The 21,054-nt window shown below is 43.3% G+C and carries 19 protein-coding genes and 1 CRISPR repeat array; of the genes, 16 read left to right on the top strand and 3 right to left on the bottom strand.

The genetic code is table 11. The features are described from left to right. Positions 1-171: 171 nt before the first annotated feature. The 6 genes from cas6 (at position 172) to AC6CIF_RS08585 (ending at position 7,109) form a co-directional block, all read left to right on the top strand. On the top strand, positions 172-1,053 hold the full coding sequence (gene cas6, locus AC6CIF_RS08560; RefSeq protein ID WP_498199071.1) for a CRISPR system precrRNA processing endoribonuclease RAMP protein Cas6: 882 nt from the start codon (positions 172-174) through the stop codon (positions 1,051-1,053). Positions 1,054-1,489: 436 nt separating this feature from the next. Next, positions 1,490-2,365 (top strand): DUF6602 domain-containing protein, encoded by an 876-nt coding sequence (locus tag AC6CIF_RS08565; RefSeq protein WP_498199072.1) that lies wholly within the window; start codon positions 1,490-1,492, stop codon positions 2,363-2,365. A gap of 6 nt (positions 2,366-2,371) precedes the next feature. Next, complete coding sequence (locus AC6CIF_RS08570) at positions 2,372-4,549, top strand: Cas10/Cmr2 second palm domain-containing protein (protein ID WP_498199073.1); 2,178 nt, start codon at positions 2,372-2,374, stop codon at positions 4,547-4,549. Continuing rightward, entirely contained in the window at positions 4,525-5,298 is a 774-nt protein-coding gene (locus AC6CIF_RS08575; protein WP_498199074.1) for an RAMP superfamily CRISPR-associated protein, read from the top strand. The genes AC6CIF_RS08570 and AC6CIF_RS08575 overlap by 25 nt, the downstream gene beginning before the upstream one ends. Beyond that, on the top strand, positions 5,291-6,259 hold the full coding sequence (locus AC6CIF_RS08580) for a hypothetical protein (RefSeq protein WP_498199075.1): 969 nt from the start codon (positions 5,291-5,293) through the stop codon (positions 6,257-6,259). Before AC6CIF_RS08575 ends, AC6CIF_RS08580 begins: the two co-directional genes overlap by 8 nt. A 1-nt stretch (position 6,260) precedes the next feature. Further along, positions 6,261-7,109: a hypothetical protein gene (locus tag AC6CIF_RS08585; RefSeq protein ID WP_498199076.1), complete on the top strand. Its 849-nt coding sequence runs from the start codon at positions 6,261-6,263 to the stop codon at positions 7,107-7,109. Positions 7,110-7,287: 178 nt separating this feature from the next. Further along, a CRISPR array of direct repeats spans positions 7,288-7,725; the repeat unit is 33 nt; unit sequence GTCGCACTCCGTATGGAGTGCGTGAATTGAAAT. A gap of 229 nt (positions 7,726-7,954) precedes the next feature. On the opposite strand, the gene AC6CIF_RS08590 is transcribed toward AC6CIF_RS08585, so the two are convergent. Then, on the bottom strand, positions 7,955-8,191 hold the full coding sequence (locus AC6CIF_RS08590; protein ID WP_498199077.1) for a helix-turn-helix domain-containing protein: 237 nt from the start codon (positions 8,189-8,191) through the stop codon (positions 7,955-7,957). Positions 8,192-8,433: 242 nt separating this feature from the next. On the opposite strand from AC6CIF_RS08590, the gene AC6CIF_RS08595 reads away from it, so the two are divergent. From AC6CIF_RS08595 to AC6CIF_RS08605, 3 genes are all read left to right on the top strand, one after another. Further along, positions 8,434-8,790 carry a hypothetical protein gene (locus tag AC6CIF_RS08595; RefSeq protein WP_307415874.1) on the top strand — a complete coding sequence of 119 codons (357 nt, stop codon included), beginning with the start codon at positions 8,434-8,436 and terminating at the stop codon, positions 8,788-8,790. Between the two features lie 172 nt (positions 8,791-8,962). After that, positions 8,963-10,300, top strand: a complete 1,338-nt coding sequence (locus AC6CIF_RS08600) for a transcriptional regulator (protein ID WP_498199078.1) — start codon at positions 8,963-8,965, stop codon at positions 10,298-10,300. Between the two features lie 301 nt (positions 10,301-10,601). After that, a complete protein-coding gene (locus AC6CIF_RS08605) occupies positions 10,602-10,772 on the top strand; it encodes an aspartyl-phosphate phosphatase Spo0E family protein (RefSeq protein WP_076209783.1) in 171 nt (56 codons plus the stop codon). 82 nt (positions 10,773-10,854) lie between these two features. Here the strand turns inward: AC6CIF_RS08605 and AC6CIF_RS08610 are convergent, their stop codons facing one another. Beyond that, positions 10,855-11,289 carry a hypothetical protein gene (locus AC6CIF_RS08610; protein WP_076209784.1) on the bottom strand — a complete coding sequence of 145 codons (435 nt, stop codon included), beginning with the start codon at positions 11,287-11,289 and terminating at the stop codon, positions 10,855-10,857. A 213-nt stretch (positions 11,290-11,502) separates the two neighbouring features. Between AC6CIF_RS08610 and AC6CIF_RS08615 the strand changes: the two genes are divergently transcribed. Together AC6CIF_RS08615 and ychF are read left to right on the top strand one after the other, a co-directional pair. Continuing rightward, the gene (locus tag AC6CIF_RS08615) at positions 11,503-11,973 is read left to right on the top strand and encodes a GNAT family N-acetyltransferase (RefSeq protein WP_248278076.1); all 471 of its coding nucleotides are present in this window, start codon (positions 11,503-11,505) and stop codon (positions 11,971-11,973) included. 121 nt (positions 11,974-12,094) lie between these two features. Next, positions 12,095-13,195: a redox-regulated ATPase YchF gene (gene ychF / locus AC6CIF_RS08620; RefSeq protein ID WP_017691917.1), complete on the top strand. Its 1,101-nt coding sequence runs from the start codon at positions 12,095-12,097 to the stop codon at positions 13,193-13,195. A 141-nt stretch (positions 13,196-13,336) separates the two neighbouring features. On the opposite strand, the gene AC6CIF_RS08625 is transcribed toward ychF, so the two are convergent. After that, a complete protein-coding gene (locus AC6CIF_RS08625) occupies positions 13,337-14,191 on the bottom strand; it encodes a carbon-nitrogen hydrolase family protein (RefSeq protein WP_498199079.1) in 855 nt (284 codons plus the stop codon). Positions 14,192-14,689: 498 nt separating this feature from the next. Here AC6CIF_RS08625 and prfA point away from each other — a divergent pair, with 498 nt between their 5' ends. The 5 genes from prfA to spoIIR all read left to right on the top strand — a co-directional run bounded on the left by prfA (position 14,690) and on the right by spoIIR (position 20,998). Next, entirely contained in the window at positions 14,690-15,757 is a 1,068-nt protein-coding gene (prfA, locus tag AC6CIF_RS08630; protein WP_076209786.1) for a peptide chain release factor 1, read from the top strand. 24 nt (positions 15,758-15,781) lie between these two features. Next, entirely contained in the window at positions 15,782-16,666 is an 885-nt protein-coding gene (gene prmC, locus AC6CIF_RS08635) for a peptide chain release factor N(5)-glutamine methyltransferase (RefSeq protein ID WP_498199207.1), read from the top strand. A gap of 85 nt (positions 16,667-16,751) precedes the next feature. Then, a complete protein-coding gene (locus tag AC6CIF_RS08640) occupies positions 16,752-17,972 on the top strand; it encodes an FtsW/RodA/SpoVE family cell cycle protein (protein ID WP_498199080.1) in 1,221 nt (406 codons plus the stop codon). A 268-nt stretch (positions 17,973-18,240) separates the two neighbouring features. Continuing rightward, entirely contained in the window at positions 18,241-19,461 is a 1,221-nt protein-coding gene (locus AC6CIF_RS08645) for an FtsW/RodA/SpoVE family cell cycle protein (protein ID WP_498199081.1), read from the top strand. A gap of 877 nt (positions 19,462-20,338) precedes the next feature. After that, positions 20,339-20,998: a stage II sporulation protein R gene (spoIIR, locus tag AC6CIF_RS08650; protein ID WP_498199082.1), complete on the top strand. Its 660-nt coding sequence runs from the start codon at positions 20,339-20,341 to the stop codon at positions 20,996-20,998. Positions 20,999-21,054: the final 56 nt, after the last annotated feature.

Below are 21,054 nucleotides of genomic sequence, written 5' to 3' on the forward strand. Positions count from 1 at the left end.
TACTTCGGCGTCGCACTCTGTATGGAGTGTGTGGATTGAAATCGTCCGGATACCGCCAGAATTATAAAGTAAACGTGTTCGCATTCTGTGACAGTGCATGAATCAAAAAATACCGAGATGCTGTAAGAAATGTCGCATCTGCTTTAACTAAATTTAGAATTGGAGTTACACATGAATAGAACATCACCTGTGTTCTCGCTAGAATATCTACCGTTACTCATTCGATTGCAATGCAAGGAAGACGCACGTCTGCCTGCATTTCTCGGGTCAACACTTCATGGTGTCGTAGGATGGGCGTTACCCAAACATCCAGAGTCGTATGAGTACCTGTTTCAGAATCGTCGACGGGGTGGAGCGAAACAGGATATTGTCAATCCATATATCATCGAGCCGCCAAGACCAAGACCAATGTATCTAAAAGGCGAGCTGTTGAGTTTTAAATTCTTATTGCTTGGAGATGCGATTCAATATAGGAAAGATGTAATCACGTCTCTAGTCGATTATCATATATATGGAGTTGGATCGGAGCGAAAGGTTTTTGAGCTGTTGGATATATTACATGGGGAGACGTACGAACCTTTGTGGCAAAAGGGAGCTTTAAATATGAAGTCCGCTATCTCAGAAAATATTTCTCATCATGCGACCTATGATCATGCCTCATGGTGCTCTATTCATATGGTCACTCCTGTTCGGATTCGCCGTGGGGGTGCATTGGTGCAGGGTATTGATTTTTCAACCATTACTCGGAATATTACGAGGAGAATAACAACGCTGACTGAACGTTATGGAGGACATATTCATTCAGATGTAGCTGATCATGCTGTGGAACGTGCGGGTGACGTCCGCATCACCTCTTCAGCGTTGTATTTGAACCAGATGCATCGATACTCCAATCGTAAAAAAGAGTCCCTTGACTGGAGCGGAATGCTGGGCGCTTTGACGTGCGAAGGCGAGTTATCACCATTCATACCTTGGCTAAATGCCGCACGAATTTTGCATATCGGAAGAAATTCGACTTTTGGCTGTGGACAGATTGATGTAATCTATAGCTAAGTTCCCTAGGCTATTTGCCCGTGTGGTAAGGTGCGAACCCCAAGCTCACATGATTTCTCCGGAGGATTCGCACCTCATATTTTTTCGAAAACGTACTTTTCGTGACCTTTTGGCAATGGTCTTTCTCTGTTGTTAGATGATTTGATATGAAAAAGATGAAGTTGCGTAATAGTTTTTTGATTTTTCAACGTTTTACGTTATTTTTCGCTGTCGCACTCCGTATGGAGTGCGTGGATTGAAATACGCCACAGATTGCGTAGATTGATGGTGTTGAGGTCGCACGTTGTATAGGGAATTCATATAATAACGAAAGATGCTATTTGGGCGTAGGCCAGATGGCATCTTTTTTTATGGGGTTTTAAGGAAAATATGATATTCTATGAATAGTTTTGCAAAAGCAACTCATCGTTACTTTTACAAGAAAGGGAGTTACTACATGGCGAAGGAATTATCTTTTGAGGAGAAGAAAGAGAAGATGATTGCAAATGTTACAGGAAATTATACGCAAGTAGAAAGATCTATTGTGAATCAGCTCTATATGAAGCACGATCTGCATGGAACAACCGTTGGCTCCGAGCGGGAAATGATTTGGTCGCAATTATTTGAAATGATCATTCCCAAGAAATTTGTCATTGAACCATCGGTATTCATCATTGATTCTCATGGGGGAGTGTCCAAGGAAGTGGACTTTGCTATTTTGGATGAAACCTATACTCCCTATATCTTTCGTTATGGCAAAATTAAATTCGTTCCCATTGAAGCAATTGCGGCGGTCATCGAATGTAAGAGTCATAGCCTGGATGCAAGTTCCATTGGGAAATGGGCTAAAAGCATTACAACTTTAAAAACCTCGGGAGACTCTATTGCTCGTATTGCGCCAGCTATTGCTGTGGGAGTAGATGGTGTCAAAACACAAAAATCGACTCGTCCGCTTCGCATATTATGTGCTTTGGAAGAGAATTGTGGGAAGGGTATTAAACAGCACTTTGATTTTACATTACTCGCTTCCAGACCGGATGAGGGAGATGTACGGATTGATATTGAGTGTAATGCGGATGATACGTTATTTTCCTGGTTCAAGAGTCTTAATTTTCATGAATATGAAATGGATAAAGAACTGGAAGAGAAGACATTAGATCAGCTTCAATCTTTTTCACTCGAAAACTACAAGGTTCACGATCAGAAGGGCCAAAATATTTCGCTGTTAACCTTTAATTTCCAATTGAATCAGTTATTAATGCTAATCAATAATCCTATTTTATTTCCGCATCGTGCCTATGTGAATTTATTTGACCAAAAAGTAAAGGATTGAATTCCAATGAACTCATACGTGGTAGCTGTATCAATGGACAAGGTGCAGTCTTTTCTATATGATGTGCTCCAAGCGCAGATCCAGGAGAAACAGAGTAATAACAGAACGTTAAAAACGATTATTGAATCCTCCCAATTCATTTCAGATCAGTTCTATCAGGATATTGGAATAGAGAGCAATGAGAGCAATGAGAGTTCATTTGCTGGAAATATTGATGAAACATTGCTCAAATGTTCCGGCATGTGTGTGTTTATAACTTCGCTTCCAGAGGATGAGATTGTTAGTAAGCTCAAGACTTTATTTGAAACGTATTACAGGAAATTGAGTGGGCAACTTTTGATGAAGTATGTGTATTTTGAGGTGAGCGATCTCAAACTAAACCCTAAGCAGCCAGATCACGAAAACGACGAGCAATATCAATTAAAGGCCATCAAAGAAAGCAAAAAACGATTAAAAGGAAAAGCCTGCTTGAACTCCATCATTGCGCAGAATCAGGCGTTAATATTCGGATTTCACGAATCACCTGCCAAGGATGAGAATTGGAGCTTAACGTCATCCCCAGCGAATAATCTGAATGGGTTCACGAGAACCATCAATAAACTATATTCTGAGCAGGATGATAACAACGAAAATCACTTCCGGGTGGCAATTATTAAAGCCGATCTGGATGGGATGGGTACAGTCTTTGACCAAATTAATAATTATGAGACGTATACGCAGGTAAGCGAACTGTTATCCGAATACATATGTCTAAAGCATTTGCACAACAAGATTAAACAGTATAAACGCAATGATCCCGAATTCAGGTTGTTCCCACTGTATATTGCGGGCGATGATATTTTCTTTGCCGTGCCGACCTCGAAGCTCGTGGATGGTGTTAACCTGTGCAGAGATATTTTGAAGCAGATTAATAGAGGACTCGAACAAATTAATCTTAATAGTGAGGCAGGGCTTCAACCCTTGTCGATGAGTATTGGAATTGATTTTACGTTCAATCGTGAGCCAATCCGCTATTACTATGAACGAGTTCAGAAACAACTTGATTGTGCGAAGTATGCACCGAGCATGGAGACCGTCGCGGACATTGTTCCATCGTCATGCATGAAGATTAGTATCAATGAGTATGTGTTACATCGTTACGATCTGCCACCAGACAACTCAGGGAATTCCAATCAAACGAAGAGCAAAGATAGTCCGAAGAACAAATCCATGGAATCTGATGCATCAAAACATAATTGGAATCACTTCGTAAGCCAAGTCAAAAGAATTCAGCGTGCGATGGAGAAAGGCTTCACGGCGCATCACTTTTTCTACGGACTTCTCAGCAAGATTACAGATCCTGAAGTACGCAAAAGCGAAGTGAAATACAGCAATGCGGTGCTGTATCATGTGATTCCGCAGTACCTCAATAGTAACAGCGAACTATTAAGGGAGTCTGAACTGCTTATTATTGAATCGATGCTTAAACATCTGATTGTCAAAACAAACAAGTGGGATAAGCCAAGTAAAGAAGGAAGGCTATCTTTCAATTCAAATCAGCAACTGCAACTAGAGAAGTATGTTCGCTTACTGCTGCTATTTTCCGATCCTCGCTTCAAGATTGTTCAGAATAATGATGCGAAAGGATTGGATAAGAAGGATTTTGATCATAAACGGGTGAGAGGTACGGTGTTTAATAAAACACTACGTTATCTGTTCGATGAGAACCTGAGAAGAGTGGAGAAACGTGAAGAGTTTAGAAATATTTTTGTAGAGAGGGGTACCTACACTCCTTTATCTAACGTTGGAAGCGGACGAGGTCAGAACTCTGGAAGGAAAAACGAGGTCGATGTTTATCGGACTCTACGTTTATCGAACTCTTTGCTCTATCGTTTGAAAGGCATGAAAGACATTCAACAGGTGGCAGACATGATTGAGGCAACGAACGCGCAGCAGCAAGAGGAAGTTAAAGTTCTTGAGAAAAAGCGTGAAGAGGAGCATAAAGCGCCACCGGGGTTGTTTTTTGATAAGCAAACATTTCTACGAATGGCTCGAAGCCAAGGGATGTGGAACTCGGACTACATCGACTCTTTGCTAATCTTCTACCAGTTACGGGAGCAATCCATTCAATTCAAAGTTCACCCGGCATACCCGAAAAAAAAGTCAGGAGGTAATAAAACATGGAAAAAGACCCCGAAAAGATGATGAAAAAGGTTGCAACGGAGCTTTCTGTACATGTAACAACACGTTCCAATCTCTTCATCGGCGGTTCCCCATCAACATTTGAAATCGGTGGTGTAGATCTGTTTACGGTTACGAACCAAGAGGGGCTACCCTATATTCCGGCTTCTTCGTTTAAAGGGACTTTGCGCCATATCGTCAGGGAAATGATTGAAAGTCATGGATATATAGAGGGAATTACTCAGGCATACACACAATACTTGATGGGACTTCAGGAGAAAAATATACAAGAATGCGAAAAATACGGCATTGATCAGGATCGGATTAAACGGATGAAAGAACGATATGACAAGGTTATAGGTAAGGTAAGTGCTGAGTATTTATTCGGGATTGAAGGATTCAACGATACGCCCAAGCTGCTTTTTAACGATCTGATGCCTTTAGGTGATAAACCTGTTAAAGAAGAGTGGTTCTCCATTGATTCCAAAAACAGTATTGAACTGAGTGACCTGGGAGGAGTGCCACAGGTTGCTGCGAACCCTCGAACATACAGAGTGGTACGTCCGGGAATTACATTCAAGGGAGACGTGTTGTTCTACAATATGGATAAATTGAAATTAGACGAGCAAAGCTTGGATTCCGAAATTCTTAGCTTTGTTAAAGAAGCTATGATCCGATTCAATTCAGGACATTATCGCTTGGGAAATTCGGGTAGTCGAGGGTATGGACGTGTGGAGATCCAATTCGATGAGGAGGATTCTTCACATGGCTGAATGGACATATTACCGAATCGATATGGATTTGATGGGGAGGTTAACCCAACTTCCGGATTCGCAGAAAATGTTCGGAGCGTTGGTACACCGATTCTCAGACATCTACTCTTCTGGCCAAGCAACACAATTGGTCAGTAAAGTAAAAGATGGAACATTGTCCTTGGCAGTATCCAGTATGTTTCCGTATGAGTATTTTCCTGTCCCATACACGGAATTAATGGATCAGTTGACTGCCAGTGGCAAGGGGAGTAAGCCAATCTATAAGGAATTGAAGAAGCGCCCATATGTGAAGAGAGCACAGCTTACTGAGATGATGAAGGAGCCTGAACAGGCGTGTGAAATTTATCCCTATGTGTATACCGAGTTTACACAGCAGATCCACGCGTCAATTGACAGTAAACGTCTTAATCTGCCAGGTCTGGAACCTAACCTCTATTCGGTACCCGAAGTGATTGTAAAAGAGGTTACTTCAAAGGGAGGACAGGAACATACGATTCATACATTTTCGTTTTATCTTGCGATGGAAAGTTGTTCTGAAAGAGATATGTTGCTTGGCATGCTGGAAAAAGAAAAAGATGAAAGTAAGCAATTTATCCTTGGGCCTCGTGGTTCTCAAGGTTTGAATACATTCACGATCAGAGAACTTCAATTTGAAACGAGCGCAGCATCGAACGAGCCAGGGATTTACTTGAATTTGGGAATGCTGTTGCCGAAAAATATTGATTTTGAAAAGTCTAGTCTCAAGTTATTCACTTCAGAACGCAGACCGTACAATCCGCCGGGAGGTTGGGACTCGGGCGACGCTAGTAGGTTTATTAGTTTTATTGAACCGGGTAGCATCGTATACGCACCTGATGGAATTGAATCGACTGGACATTCGATTAAGTCTCCGTTTTATTCTCGTGATATTGTGTTTGGAAATTCCCTGTTATATCCGTTGTCTGATCAGGAGGGAGATTGAAATGTCACTACAACGATATCAATATCGTTTGAAAACCTTATCCAAGCTTGCCATGTCGCCAAGGGATCATGAAGGATTATATTTAGCTGCTAAAGAGTTCAAAAGGGAAGACGTGATAAAGCACTTATCCTCAGAGGGTGCGAGTGACGAAAGTGATAGAGCCAACAAGGTGAATATCATCTATCCATTCTATCAATATGGAGCCTATTCCCCATATAATCCAATTAAGGCAGAATACTATATACCCGGTTCTTCACTCAAAGGTGCGCTACTCCCAAAAGGTGTCAACGATACGGTAAAGCGTTCATCGAAGTTGATGGTTGATGATATTCCAGTTAAGGGTATGGATGTACGCTTAAACCAACTTAATAAGCTACAAAATATGTCAGAAGGAAGGGCAGAACCTATTGTTCTAAAAGAATTCTTCCCCAATGTAGCTGTGGAGATGCTAGAGGCAGAGTGTGACTATACCGGGGAGCTTTTTTATGAAGGAGATCTACATACAACGTTGCAGGCAGCTCAGCAACAAACGATGTGTAAACTTGCACAATTCATAGATAAGCTGGGTGTTGTTAGTGACGAAATCTTGGTGGATGATAATACAAAGCAACATGTTGTTCAGTTGAAAAAGAATATACAATCTTTGATTGATGATAATCGTGATAGATGTATTCTACTACTCGGAGGATACAAAGGACTTGCGTTATCTGGTGTATTTGAAAATGTTAAATTTGGTAAAGTTGATAGTGCGGTATATGTGGATATAAAAAAGGGTTTACCGTACGGAATGGTTGAAATTGTGGACTGTCAAGAATGGTCTGATCCAAGTGCGAACCCCAAGCTCACATGATTTCCCTGGGGGATTCGCACCTCAGATTTTGTCGAAAGCAGCGTTTTCGTAACCTTTTGGCAACGGTTATGTTGAGTATATACGCTGTTGTAGGATATAATGATTACATTATTTGAAGAAGTGTTGAAAACGCGTTATGAATTTTAAATGATGGCACTTCATTGCGTGTATTTTCGCTGTCGCACTCCGTATGGAGTGCGTGAATTGAAATACGTAGATTTGGGATATCTACATAAATTTGCGTATGTCGCACTCCGTATGGAGTGCGTGAATTGAAATATGCTAATCAGCATATCTACATCTTTGAAAATTGTCGCACTCCGTATGGAGTGCGTGAATTGAAATCGAAGAACACAATAATCAGCACAACCGCCGCAAGCGTCGCACTCCGTATGGAGTGCGTGAATTGAAATACGGAACCGTCTTACTCCTGTATCCTTGTGGACCGTCGCACTCCGTATGGAGTGCGTGAATTGAAATTTTTACTTCGTCTAAATACAGGTCATGAGTAATTAGTCGCACTCCGTATGGAGTGTGTGGATTGAAATTGTCGTATATCCGTTCCATTGTTGTGTATAGCAACGTCGCACTCCGTAGGGAGTGCGTGGATTGAAATGCCAGATCTGATAACGCCGTGTCACGCTGCGCCAGTCGCACTCCGTATGGAGCTCAACTTATCAAATCCTTAAAGCTCCTTATCTATTTTGTGCTTGTTTTAACATAACTAGAAGTCAGTAGTAAGCCAAACAAACCGTCCAAAGTAAACATGGACGGTTTGTTTGTGTTTCTCTTTGAAATTGAGAAGGTGAGGGCTCCATTGACAATGCTCAGCCCAGTTTGTTTTTTTACCCCTTGTCATCATCCGGTATGTACTCCAAAACATCTGTAAGAGTGTAATCATCTCCTGTCATTGCCCGTAGAGTGTTCACTATATTATTCAACGTATCTAAATCAAGCCTTTTCGTTTTTCCTTCGCACAAATCATAGATAAGGTTCGGTCTAACTTTTGCTTCTCTAGCCAGTGCATTTTTAGTGACGCTGGCTGCATCTAAAGTGTCGCCCAATCTTATTTTTATAGACATAGCCAATTCCACCTTTCACTTTAATGATAACCTAACGTTAAATGTTTTAAAATAATCACTTGACGTTTATCGTTAAACGTTATAAAGTTTGGATGTATTATCAATAGACGTTAAACTTTTGACGTTAAATTATTTGTGGTTTAAATCAAATTCAATAATGTTTTAAATTTACCTAATGGTTATTTCTTCATAATAATTATGAATATTGAGTCTCATTCTTTTTAAGGGAGGGCAATAGTGTCATGAAAATCTCAAACCATTTTGAACGTGCTTTGTTAATCCTCGACACCTTTGACCAAGATCGAGAGATGTATATTTACCAAGGTTATGTCATGAATGAGCGCTATATCATTTATGTAGATGAAGGTACGTTATGGCTTCGGCATGTACAGAGAGTTACACATATAGATCATTTATATATTGATGGAGATACTGGAGGGTTAGTCCTGGCTGAGCATATCACAGGAAATGCAAGAGAGATGCTAGAGTCAATCGTGGACAGATTGAGTGGTATGGATGCGATGACATTTCTCACGGATGTCTTATTGTGGACTCCCGACCGTGTGGATATGAATTTGATGCTTGATCGCATACTATGACAAGGCTCTCCAGCCCTCTTCCAGGCTATTTTTTACAACATTTTAAGCAAAGCAGATAAATATCTTTATAATAAAAGTAAATTATTTACAAGTAAAATATTGATATTAAATTCAAAAATATAGTATTATTTTATTGACCATTGCTTATTTTTGTTTGGAAGGTGGTGTACCTTTGAAATCAGTAGCCACAATACGTGATCATTTAGCAGACTACTTAAAAACGAACCATATGACACTCAATCAATTCTCTGAGATATCGGGAATTAACTCAGGGACGTTGAGTAGTACGCTGAACGGGCTTCGTCCCATAGGCATGCAGCAATTGGATCGAATTACTGCCGGGATGGGTCTAATAGAGGGTTACTTCTATGAATTATACATACATGAGTGTTTTGTACATACGAGCCCGGATTGGCGAAGACTGGGGCCCTTTTTATACCGTTGTGCCGAACTCGGTAAGGTCGATTATATGAAAGAAGCCGTTAATCTAATTATGGATAATCTTTCCTATGCACCGCTTTTGTTCGAGTTGGCTGAACAGTTATATCGTGAAGGGAAGTTGGAAGCGGCCAAGCCCTTGTACCTTTGTGTAGCCGAGGGTGAGAAAATGCAACATTCTGAACGGTTGGCTCTAAGTCAGTATCGTTTGTTCACAATCGGACTTTCCAAGGATCAGTTGAGCAATCTTACACTTGCTACGCAGTTTGAGTTTTTTGTAGATCGGCTTGATGAACACTACCAGCTGGATGGATTGAACGATTTGATTAATGTGTATGCTTCGTTACGCCGATGGGATAAGGTGAAGAATCTTGCTGACAAGTTAAAACTAAAAGCAATGATCCATTATGAATTAGGGGTAACATCTGAAGAGCCCGAGGCTAAACCCAAAAAGCAGATTGTTTTCTACGTTTTGTACGCATATTTAGCGCTTGGAGAAGCTTGTTTCTACTATGAAGAATATGAAAAGGCACTTCAATATGTCTCTTTGTACACCGATTATAGCTGGATAAATAATCCGAGTGACGAGGAAACCGTTGTTATTCGTCAGTTCGAGGAATGGGCAGAAGGCAACTGTTATCTATATGAATTAATGTCAGGTAAAACAGAGGTTATCCCAAGTTATATGAACTACATCTCGGAGAGAGAGAACGAAATCTTCCCTGCTTTATGTGCAATTGTGAATGCGGCAAATCGGTTTGATATCAACATTGACTCAGTTCTTGAAGCGTATGACTCTTATTTTATCTACCAAGAACAGAGCAGTCGTATTGGAAAAATCAGCGAGCAGTATACGAATGATCAATATGTTACTTTGCTTGTCGGCCTAGGGAGATATTATCTACAACATCAAGATTTTACCAAAGGATATGAGTTTATCCTTAGAGGGTTGGATTTTGCAATTAAAATTAAGAATAAAGAGGGTATTCTCGAATCTTTGTTTGAGGAGTTTCGGTATTGTTCAGTCGAAGAAGTTAAACTGCGTTACAATAAGTTGATTCGGGAGCTTTGAAGATAAAAGAAGATGAAATTGGCAGTATTGATAGTTACATGCAGTATCACAGTAGGCGTTGTTTTTCCTACTACTCAACCCATCCCCGTTGAAAAAGACCGTCCAGTAATCGTGACAACTAATGGCCACGGCACAGGGAGTTAACCAGCATTTCTGAAAATACGCTTTTTGAATATGAGCTGCTCCCTCAAGTAGAATGGTGAATTGTCTACGTTGAAGGGAGCTTTTTCGTGTTGGAGTTCACTTGATTTCCTACTAATTAGCAGAATGGACTAGAATGTTACAACAGGGAGGGGTGAATATGGATTGTGGTGAGCTCAAGTTGCAGATCGAAGCAGCGAGACAAAAGCTCTATCAACTCAAGGTGGACTATGGAGATCTGCTTCATCCTCATGTTATACAGCAATCTATGGTCCTGGATGATCTAATTAATCAATACAATCAGGTTAAAATAAATAAGCCGATTGAATAATTCAATCGACTTTGGGCGAGAAACTTTGGCGGGTCGCTCGCCCCTATATTTTAACATAAGTCCACAGAGCGAAGTATCGCTATTACATACATTCATCTTTCACGGTGACATTCTCATTGGTTACAGTGACGTAGGAATTGCCGGACAAGTATTCGGTATAACCGCAAACTGTTTTGTTATAGGTTTTTCCGCGGCTGTCCGTAAACGCCAAGGAGACGGCCCCCTCCCCGGAACGTTTCAGCTGCGGGGCGAATTTCACGTTTGCTCCGCTGGGAATATCCTTATTGAATACGTAGGTGGAGCCACTCTCATTGTTGTTTAACGAGTTGTCGCCTTGGACTAGGCTAGCCTGAATATGGGTGAGGTCATAGTCGGACTGATTGTGGATCGTGATTCTTAAGTGGCGAAAGGGATCCATTGCATTCAGAAAGCTCATAAAAGCGACTATGGCGATTCCGAGTATGATAGCGGATAAGATAATCATTTTCTTTTTGGAGAATCGGCGACGTGTGTTCAATATGATCCACTCCTTTCCTATGAGGTATAAACGATGAGAAGAGATCAAAAGTTTTGATTAAAATGGATAAATATGAAAATTGAAAACCGAACCGTCAGAATAACTTCATGCGCTAAGCGAGAGAACAGGATACAATAAGATACTAGTAGTGCAAAAAGGACTGCACAGAGTTCATACATAATTAAGATCACTCTTAATAAGGAGGGGAATAACTTGGAACTTTCTCCAATGAATCAGGAAGATTATGCGAGTTTTCGCATTCGATCGATTAAGGATTTTGCAGAAGAAAAAGTAGAAGCGGGTACCTGGGCTGAGGAAGAGGCGCAGCAACTTGCCGAGGAATCTTATGAACGTTATCTGCCAGAAGGCTTGAACACACCGGGAGCGTATCTCTACAATCTGGTGCACCCTGTGGACGGAAATGTGGGATATATCTGGTTTAACATCACGGATAATCGCCGCGGGAAGGATGCTTTTTTGCTGGATATTGTGGTTGAAGAAGCGCATCGTGGTAAGGGATACGGAACAGAGACAATGCAGGCGCTTGAACAGACGGCCTTGAGTCTTGGCGTGGATCGCATTGGTTTGCATGTGTTTGGACATAATGTGCGGGCGAGCAGCCTGTATCGCAAGATGGGATATGAGGTAACGGATCTGACGATGTACAAGGAAATCAAAGGTTAAACCAATAGCGGATCGGACTCTGGTCGAATTGGCGAAGTTCCTTGATGCCTTGAGGTTTGTCATATATAATGTATAGGATTATCCATACCGAACAAGTAATCAATGAGGAGTTGTCATATACATGGCTTTGAAAGCAGGAATTGTAGGGCTTCCGAACGTCGGAAAATCTACGTTGTTTAACGCTATTACACAAGCAGGTGCCGAATCGGCAAACTATCCGTTCTGTACGATTGACCCTAACGTGGGGATCGTTGAAGTACCCGATGAGCGTTTGGACAAACTGACAGAACTCGTTGTACCTAAGAAAACAGTACCAACAGCGTTTGAGTTTGTAGATATCGCAGGTCTTGTTCGCGGTGCGAGCAAAGGCGAAGGTCTTGGTAACAAGTTCCTTGCCCACATTCGTGAGGTAGATGCAATTGTACACGTGGTACGTTGCTTTGTAGATGAGAACATCACACACGTCGATGGTAAAATTGACCCGGTGAGCGACATCCAGACGATCAATCTGGAGCTGATCCTGGCCGATATCGAGAGTGTTGAGAAGAAAATCGATCGCTCCAAGAAAAACATGAAGGGCGGCAACAAGACTGCCTCTCAAGAAGTAGAAGTATTGGAGAGAGTGAAGGCTGTTCTGTACGATGACAAGCCGGCACGCAGCATGGAACTTACGGATGACGAGCTTCTGATCGTGCGCGATCTGCACTTGCTTACCCTGAAGCCTGTTCTGTATGCAGCCAATGTAGCTGAGGACGAAATCGGTGACGTGGCGAACAATGCTTACGTGCAAAAAGTAAGAGAATTTGCAGCTGCTGAGAATGCAGAAGTGGTGCCAATCAGTGCAAAGGTTGAAGAAGAGATCTCCGAGCTGGAAGGCGAAGATAAACAAATGTTCCTGGAAGAACTCGGTATCGAGGATTCCGGTCTGAACCTGTTGATCAAAGCGGCTTACAAATTGCTCGGTCTGTACACATACTTCACAGCAGGTGTACAGGAAGTTCGTGCTTGGACAATCCGCAAAGGTACCAAAGCACCTGGCGCAGCGGGTGTCATTCACACCGACTTCGAACGTGGATTCATCCGTGCAGAAGTGGTTTCCTACGACGATCTGGTTGCAGCGGGTTCCATGAACGGTGCTAAAGAGCGCGGACAACTTCGTCTTGAAGGTAAAGAGTACGTTGTAAATGACGGCGACGTTATGCACTTCCGTTTCAACGTATAGGTTGTTACAAGTTTATATGTAGATTCAATAACCAAAAACCCTACGATCTTCTCGTGAAGATTGTAGGGTTTTTAGTATCGATGTATGGGGCGACTTCAATCGTAATGTACTTATATAGGCTTCAATTCATACGAGGTTTGCTTAATTACTGACAATAGTCTTGAAAGAATAGTGTTCTTTATTTATATCAAACGAATCTGCAAGCATTCTTTCGCCATTTCTAGCTTGATTAAGAAGAGCGGGGTCTAATTCAGCCAATAGCAATTCAACGTTGTCTTGCGAGGCATCAATTATATTATCACCTAGAGGGTTCCATACACCGCTATGTCCACACGTATCCCAGACTCCGGTTGTTCCAACGTGATTACACATCGCTGTAAATATCGTATTATCCAGAGCGCGGGCAGGAAACCATACTCGTGACTCTTTGTACCCCATTCCTTTACTAAAAAGAGAGCTACCCATATATAAATGACAGCCATTTTGTGCTAAAAGACGAGAATGTTCAGGGAAACCTGCATCATAACAGATGGCCATCCCAATATTCCAGCCCTTTAATTTAATGATGACCTGCTCATTATTGGTTGAAAACAGTTCCTTCTCTGTTTGAAATAAATGAGACTTGTCATAAACACCTACTTCATGTCCATTGGAATCTATTATAATTGAAGAGATGAACACATCCTCGCCTCTTCTTACAGGGGTTCCGATGATTGACCAAATGCCGTACTTTTTGCATGCTTGACGCAACTTATCAATCCTCGCATCATTAATGGAGAGTGTATATTCAGTTAAATTGGATTCTACGATTTCTGGCACATATCCCGTCAGGTATTTTTCTGGAAACATGATAATATCGGCATGCTCTTTTCCAGCTTCTTCAATCATCTCATAAGCCCTATTAACGTTCTCTTCAATATTTCCGTCGATCGAAGAACATTGTGCCAAAGCAATCTTTAATTTTTCTTTTGGATAAACAGCTGGTGTTAAGTTCATATCATCCATTCCCTCCTAAACTAAAATATCCATTGAATTTATTTTACAACATCAGAAAGAAACTTGAATGATCTATTTGTTACAATCATTTCCGGCAGGCTGATCCATGAGCAGGATGGCAACGAGTGAAAGTTGAGAAAATTGCATTTAAAAATTAGTTCATCTGCATGCGGAACAGTTACTATTCAGAACCATGAGAATATGCTATAATTAAGAGTCGTATACCACGTTGAAATTCGCGCTAGAACAGATGAGCTGAAGCGGATTTCATTCAGGGTACGCGATTTCTTGATTTCACTTTAAAAGTAAAGGATTTGATGACGTTGTAGCGATGTTATACGTCGATCATACATGAATGTGAATACATGCTGCGGTCAGGGGATTCGTGAGAATCCTGTGCGTTGTGGAATATAGATTATAGATGTAATTAATGTTGGATTGAAATAATTATTGAAAATGTGATGTGCTTGGACAAAATAATGCGTGAGGTGACTATACATGTTGGATAAATTACAGGCGTTAGCCGACCGTTATGACAAGTTGAGCGAGCTTTTGTGTGACCCGGATGTGGCAAGTGACAACAAAAAGCTGCGGGAATACTCCAAAGAACAATCCGATCTGCAACCGACTTATGAAGCGTACAATGAATACAAACAGGTAAGTCAGGATCTCGAAGCTGCGAAGGAAATGCAGGGTGAGAAGCTGGATGATGAGATGCGTGAAATGGTCAAAATGGAAATTGACGAACTGAGCACTCGCCAGAAGGAACTGGACGAATTGATTCGTGTGCTTATGTTGCCAAAAGATCCGAATGACGACAAAAACGTTATTGTTGAGATTCGCGGAGCAGCTGGTGGAGATGAAGCAGCGTTGTTTGCAGCAGATCTGTATCGGATGTACACACGTTATGCAGATGCACAAGGCTGGCGTGTAGAGCTGATGGACGTTAACACAAATGATCTCGGTGGATTCAAAGAGGTTGTTTTCCTGATCAACGGACGCGGCGCATACAGCAAAATGAAATACGAAAGCGGCGCACACCGTGTACAGCGTATTCCAACAACCGAATCCGGCGGACGTATTCATACGTCAACTTCAACGGTTGCGGTTATGCCTGAAGCCGAAGATTTCGATATTGAAATTCATGACAAAGACATCCGTGTTGATACGTTCTGTTCCAGTGGTGCCGGTGGACAATCGGTTAATACCACGAAATCCGCAGTACGGGTAACGCACGTTCCAACGGGAATCGTTGCGACATGTCAGGATGGAAAATCACAGAACTCCAACAAGGAAAAAGCATTGCAGGTTCTGCGTACACGTATCTTCGATATGAAACGTATGGAAGAGGAAGCGAAGATCTCTGTTGAGCGGAAAAGTAAAGTGGGAACGGGCGACCGTAGTGAGCGTATTCGTACGTACAACTTCCCGCAAAGCCGTGTGACGGATCACCGTATCGGTCTGACGATGCACAAGCTGGATCAGATCATGAACGGGGAGATTGAAGATATCTTGTCTGCACTGACCATTGCTCAGCAGACTGAGATGATGGATAGAGGAGAATAATCTGTGACCCGCGCGCAGTTTGTCATGACGCCGGAACAGAGCTGTCGGGAAGCCTTCGTGGAGGCTTCCTCTTTTTTGGAGAAGTGCGGCGTGTACGAGCCGCAAAACAATGCCCGGCTGCTGCTGGAACATGTACTCGGCGTTTATGGCGCCGCGTATTACATGATGCAGCCGGAGCCTTTTCCCAGCGAGCATCGCAGCCGCTGGGAGGACGCCGTCACGCGCAAGGCTGCGGGTGAGCCGGCGCAATACATTATCGGCAGCCAGGAATTCTATGGGCTGCCGTTTGAGGTCACGCCGGCCGTGCTGATTCCGCGGCCGGAGACCGAGCTGTTGGTCGAGGCTGTGCTACGCGAAGCCGACCGCGTGTTTCCTGACGGCGCTCCGCTCGCCGTCGATATCGGCACGGGCAGTGGTGCCATCGCGGTGACGATGGCTTCACTGCGCCCGCGCTGGCAGGTCGGCGCCGGGGATCTCTCGGCGGCTGCCCTGCAAGTGGCCGCGCGGAACGCGGCCGCGAACGGCGTACAGATCGACTTCCGTGAAGGCGATCTGCTGGCCCCGTTCGCCGGGGCTCGGGTGGACATCCTGGTGTCCAACCCGCCATATATCCCGGCGGCAGACATCGCCGGGTTACAGCAAGAGGTGCGTGATCATGAGCCGCGCATGGCACTGGACGGCGGTCCGGACGGGCTTGCACCGTACCGTATCATGCTGGAGCAGTTGGCGCTGCTGCCTGCGCCGCCGCAGATCATTGGTTTTGAGCTGGGCCAGGGGCAGGCTCGCGACATCGCAGCTTTGCTTGAAACGGAGGGACATTGGCCGGAAATTATCATTGTACCGGACCTTGCCGGAATCGAGCGGCATGTCCTGGGTGTTCGTGCTTCGGAACAGGTGACGAAAATGTAAGGTTCCGCGGGTTTTCTTTTTGCCGTGAAATCCTCTACAATGAGATATACCGAAGATTTCTGAATGCTTGGGGGAACATAATTACATGCTGCACAAATTTAAAAAGATAGACTATTCTATTGTGTTTATACTGGTTATTCTGATGGTTATCAGTATTTTGTCGATTTACAGTACAACGTTTGGTCGTCCGAAGCTGGAGGGACTCCCGAAAAGTGCAGTGATCTTTTATATTTTGGGATTCGTAGTCTTTTTTGGGATGTCGATGATCAACTATAAATTCATAATCAAAAATTATTTATATATCTATGGCGTGGGGATGCTCCTGCTCATATTCGTTATGTTCTTTGGTAAAGAGTACTATGGTGCAAAAGGTTGGCTGTCCATCTTCGGGGTCAGTTTGCAGCCTGCTGAGTTGTTCAAGTTATGCCTGATTGTGTTTTTATCAGCCTTTTTGGCTCGAAAGAAGAATCGTCCGCTCTATTTTGGACGTGATGTTATCCCGATCACACTCTGTGTTATGCCACCATTACTGCTGGTGTTGCTCCAAAATGACTTGGGGAATGCTTTAAGTTATGTGGTCATTCTTGTGGGCCTATTATGGATCGGCAACATTAAATTTACGCATGCCCTCATTGGCTTTATGATTGCAGTGGCTGCTTTTATCGGTGGTACACAGGCGTATATTCATTACCATGATGAGATTGTTAAATTCCTGAATGACATTGGACGTTCGCACTGGGCGGATCGTTTTGACCCTTGGCTTGTACCAGAGCTGACCTCAAGAGATGTACTCTGGCAGACGTATAATGCAAAGCTTGCGATTGGTTCTGGTGGGATTACAGGCAAAGGTTATATGGAAGGCACAACGATTCAGTCGAATCGGGTGCCGCTGGCCTATGCTGACTCCATCTTTGTGCAGATTGGGGAAGAATTTGGTTTCATCGGTGCCTCGGTACTGCTTCTCCTGTACTTTATCCTGATTCACAGGCTGGTGCTGATTGCACTGGAGTGTAAGGATCGCGCGGGACCTTATCTCATTGTTGGGATCATAGCGATGCTGCTCTACCAGATCTTTGTTAATATTGGTCCATTCATTGGTCTGATGCCGTTGACAGGGATTACGCTGCCGTTTATCAGTTCGGGTGGTACCTCCATTATGATCAACATGATCAGCATGGGTCTTGTGATGAGTATTAAGGTCCACACGGAAGAGAACGAGGATATTCTTGGCTCTGCGGAACAACCGAGTATTACGGATCTGGTGATGAAATTGCTAAGACGCAAGCCGTCGCAGCAGGAGCAATAACGTTTTTGAGTCAAACCGTGAAATAGCACGTCAGATTTATGTATATAAGCTAGATAACTATAGAACCCTGGAACAGACCAACCCAAGTTACATTGGGTGGATGTTTTGGGGTTTTTATTGTTTTTAGATGTGAGTCAGGCCATTGAATGGTTTAATAGTCATCCTGAAGCATCCAGATTTCCATTTTATTATCCAATTATATACAATGGTAATATTGAGTTCAATTGGAAATCATAGAATGTTAGATTTCAGGGGGATGGACGGAGTCATGTTGAGAATGCTGAAAAAGATGGACGGTGTGATTCTTTTTGTCATGCTGTTGCTCATGATTATTAGTGTATTTGCGATTTATAGCGGGACGCAGACGGATGCCAAACTGGCGAATCATCATGTCAAAACGATTTATTTCTATGTGGCCGGGTTCATTGCGGTACTTGTAATCGGGCTTGTGAATTACAAGTTATATGTGAAATATGCGTTTTATTTGTATGGCTTGGGGATCATACTACTGATCCTTGCGAATGTGCTGGGCAGTTCGATCAATAACGCCAACGGTTGGCTGAAGCTGGGCGAGAACTTTTCTTTTCAACCGGCAGAGCTGTTCAAAATGATTCTGATTCTGTTTCTCGCTCATTTAATTGTGAAGAGACAACGAGGTACGCTGAAATTTTGGAGAGATATTGTGCCGATTGGCTGCTGGGCATTTATTCCGTTTGCCCTTGTTATGGCTCAGAATGATCTGGGAAATGCATTGGGATATGTGGTGATTCTCGCTGCGGTATTCTGGATCGGAAATATGAGGCTGAAGCACGCATTGATTGCACTGGCCATTGTGGGAGTGGCGTTCTTTGGTTTTGTCAAAGCCTATACCTTCTACCATGATGAAGTTTTCACTTTTCTTGAAAAGATAAAACGTGAGCATTGGGCGGAGCGGATTGATCCCTGGCTTGTACCGGAAAAGGCTACCTCCAAAGCTTCCTGGCATACGAAAAATGCAGGTTTAGCCATTGGTTCAGGGGGCATCATCGGCAAAGGTTATTTGCAAGGAACTTCCGTTCAGAGTGGACGAGTCCCCTATACGTACTCTGATTCCATTTTTGTCGTGATTGCAGAGGAGTTTGGCTTTGTTGGTGCATCCGTACTGATTTTGTTGTACTTTATTCTGATTCAACGTATGGTGCTGATTGCTCTGGCATGCAGAGATCGCGCGGGACCCGTCATCATTGTAGGTATTATCGGAATGTTATTGTATCAGGTGTTTGAGAACGTGGGGGCGTTCCTCGGACTGATGCCACTCACAGGTATTACGTTACCGTTCATCAGTTACGGCGGCACCTCTTTGCTCATTAATATGGCATGTATTGGGGTGGTCATGAGCATTAAGTTGTATGGACAAGAAGAGGAAGATGAACTTCTCATAGGGGAGCAGCAACCCCGGTTATCGGAACGTTTATGGAATATGCTCAAGAAAGAGAAAAGTGCTGTGTAACTGTTGAGTTGGTGTAGGTGAAAAGTAAAGTGGTGGGACGTATAACGTGATCGTTCGTAGAAATGAAGAGGTTGATTTGCCCTGTAACCAGGTGCAGATCAGCCTTTTTAACATGATGGGTGAGAAAGTGTGAATGAGGACGAGAGAAGCAATGCATAGGTGTTTTCAAGCCAACTGTAGGCTGAGGCGTACCTGTAAGAGTTGGGAACAGAGTGTCGAGCGTGCTGTGGAGCTTCAGGTGCCAGCTGTTAGGGGGTTAGGAGTTAGGTGGTGTCCGGAGAAAGCTAATGAATCTGAGACACGTTATATCAGCATAAACAGCCTTTTGTAGCGTGTTGATTAGATGATTTTGGGAAATAACTCGCCTCATGTTCCTTACAATTTCAAAAGAAGACCTGAAGGGCAAATAAGACGTCCTCGGTTCCTTGGAACATCGACTGGTCATTCACGAGAGTCATTCGCCTAGGGTCAGCCAGTACAGTCTTCAAGGCTTCTTGTACGCCCACATTTGTCATCGTATAACTTGCCTGGGTTTAAATACACATTCTAGTAGTACGTGTTCAAATAGTTGGGTTTTCACTACCGAGAAGATGGGATTAGGTTAGAAATGGAGTTGTGGAGCGTAGGATAAACTACGCGAGCAATCAATTTGTTTCCTTCGGAAACATACTGCGTAAGCCTCACGCTTATTTCCGCTGAATTTCATATTCGACGTTGATGATGCAGCTGGGCATCCTTCGTAATTAAAGCGAACTTTTTGAACAACTTCTAGTAGATTTATTGCAAATGCTAGGTTTACTTCCGTCTCTACCGGGCATACTGATAGACATGAGAGAGTTACAGGCAACGTGATCAGAGAGCCGAGGGGGAGAACGGAATGAACAGACGAATTGTAAAGCAAATTGGACTTATTATTGTATGTCTTATGATGATTATCATGATGTGGGAAGGTCAGAAAACGGATGCAGCTGTGGCGGCCACAGCAATTCCGGAACAATCGATTCGCTTGCGTATTCTCGCAAACTCGGATGCACCGGGAGATCAATTAGTGAAACGCGAGATTAGGGATACTGTCGTTGCTCAGATGGGCGAGTGGGTAGCCGAACTGGAGAATCCGCAAAGTCTGGATGAAGCGCGCAAGGTTATTCGTGAGCATCTGTCGGAGATTGAGGGTCAGGTGGGAGAAGAGTTGGCCAGTCGCGGTTTGAATTATGAGTATCGGGTGGAGCTGGGTTCTGTTCCATTCCCGACCAAACTATATGGGGGTACTGTCTATCCTGCCGGAGATTATGAAGCCGTTCGGATTACGCTGGGCGAAGGCAAAGGTCAGAACTGGTGGTGTGTGTTGTTCCCGCCGCTGTGCTTCATTGATGCAGGGACCGGGGATGCACTGGCGAAACCTTCAACGGTATCGGCCGCAGCGGCTGAACCAGGAGATGCTGAGGCATCTGTGCAGGGAGATACACCGGAGGCGAGATTCTTTCTGTGGGATATGGCTGTGAAACTGTGGAGTTGGGTAACTGGATTATTCGCATAACAACTTATTTATACTATTAAGAAGGGTGACTTCGATTAAGGGAGCTGCCCTTTTGA

Source organism: Paenibacillus sp. GQ49, from assembly GCF_059759055.1.

Coding starts and splice junctions, on each gene's coding strand:
- AC6CIF_RS08640 (WP_498199080.1), top strand. CDS start 16,752: ATGCTGCACAAATTTAAAAAGATAGACTATTCTATTGTGTTTATACTG.
- AC6CIF_RS08590 (WP_498199077.1), bottom strand. CDS start 8,191: ATGTCTATAAAAATAAGATTGGGCGACACTTTAGATGCAGCCAGCGTC.
- AC6CIF_RS08625 (WP_498199079.1), bottom strand. CDS start 14,191: ATGAACTTAACACCAGCTGTTTATCCAAAAGAAAAATTAAAGATTGCT.
- AC6CIF_RS08585 (WP_498199076.1), top strand. CDS start 6,261: ATGTCACTACAACGATATCAATATCGTTTGAAAACCTTATCCAAGCTT.
- AC6CIF_RS08595 (WP_307415874.1), top strand. CDS start 8,434: ATGAAAATCTCAAACCATTTTGAACGTGCTTTGTTAATCCTCGACACC.
- AC6CIF_RS08565 (WP_498199072.1), top strand. CDS start 1,490: ATGGCGAAGGAATTATCTTTTGAGGAGAAGAAAGAGAAGATGATTGCA.
- prfA (WP_076209786.1), top strand. CDS start 14,690: ATGTTGGATAAATTACAGGCGTTAGCCGACCGTTATGACAAGTTGAGC.
- AC6CIF_RS08605 (WP_076209783.1), top strand. CDS start 10,602: ATGGATTGTGGTGAGCTCAAGTTGCAGATCGAAGCAGCGAGACAAAAG.
- ychF (WP_017691917.1), top strand. CDS start 12,095: ATGGCTTTGAAAGCAGGAATTGTAGGGCTTCCGAACGTCGGAAAATCT.
- AC6CIF_RS08580 (WP_498199075.1), top strand. CDS start 5,291: ATGGCTGAATGGACATATTACCGAATCGATATGGATTTGATGGGGAGG.
- AC6CIF_RS08575 (WP_498199074.1), top strand. CDS start 4,525: ATGGAAAAAGACCCCGAAAAGATGATGAAAAAGGTTGCAACGGAGCTT.
- cas6 (WP_498199071.1), top strand. CDS start 172: ATGAATAGAACATCACCTGTGTTCTCGCTAGAATATCTACCGTTACTC.
- prmC (WP_498199207.1), top strand. CDS start 15,782: ATGACGCCGGAACAGAGCTGTCGGGAAGCCTTCGTGGAGGCTTCCTCT.
- AC6CIF_RS08645 (WP_498199081.1), top strand. CDS start 18,241: ATGTTGAGAATGCTGAAAAAGATGGACGGTGTGATTCTTTTTGTCATG.
- spoIIR (WP_498199082.1), top strand. CDS start 20,339: ATGAACAGACGAATTGTAAAGCAAATTGGACTTATTATTGTATGTCTT.
- AC6CIF_RS08570 (WP_498199073.1), top strand. CDS start 2,372: ATGAACTCATACGTGGTAGCTGTATCAATGGACAAGGTGCAGTCTTTT.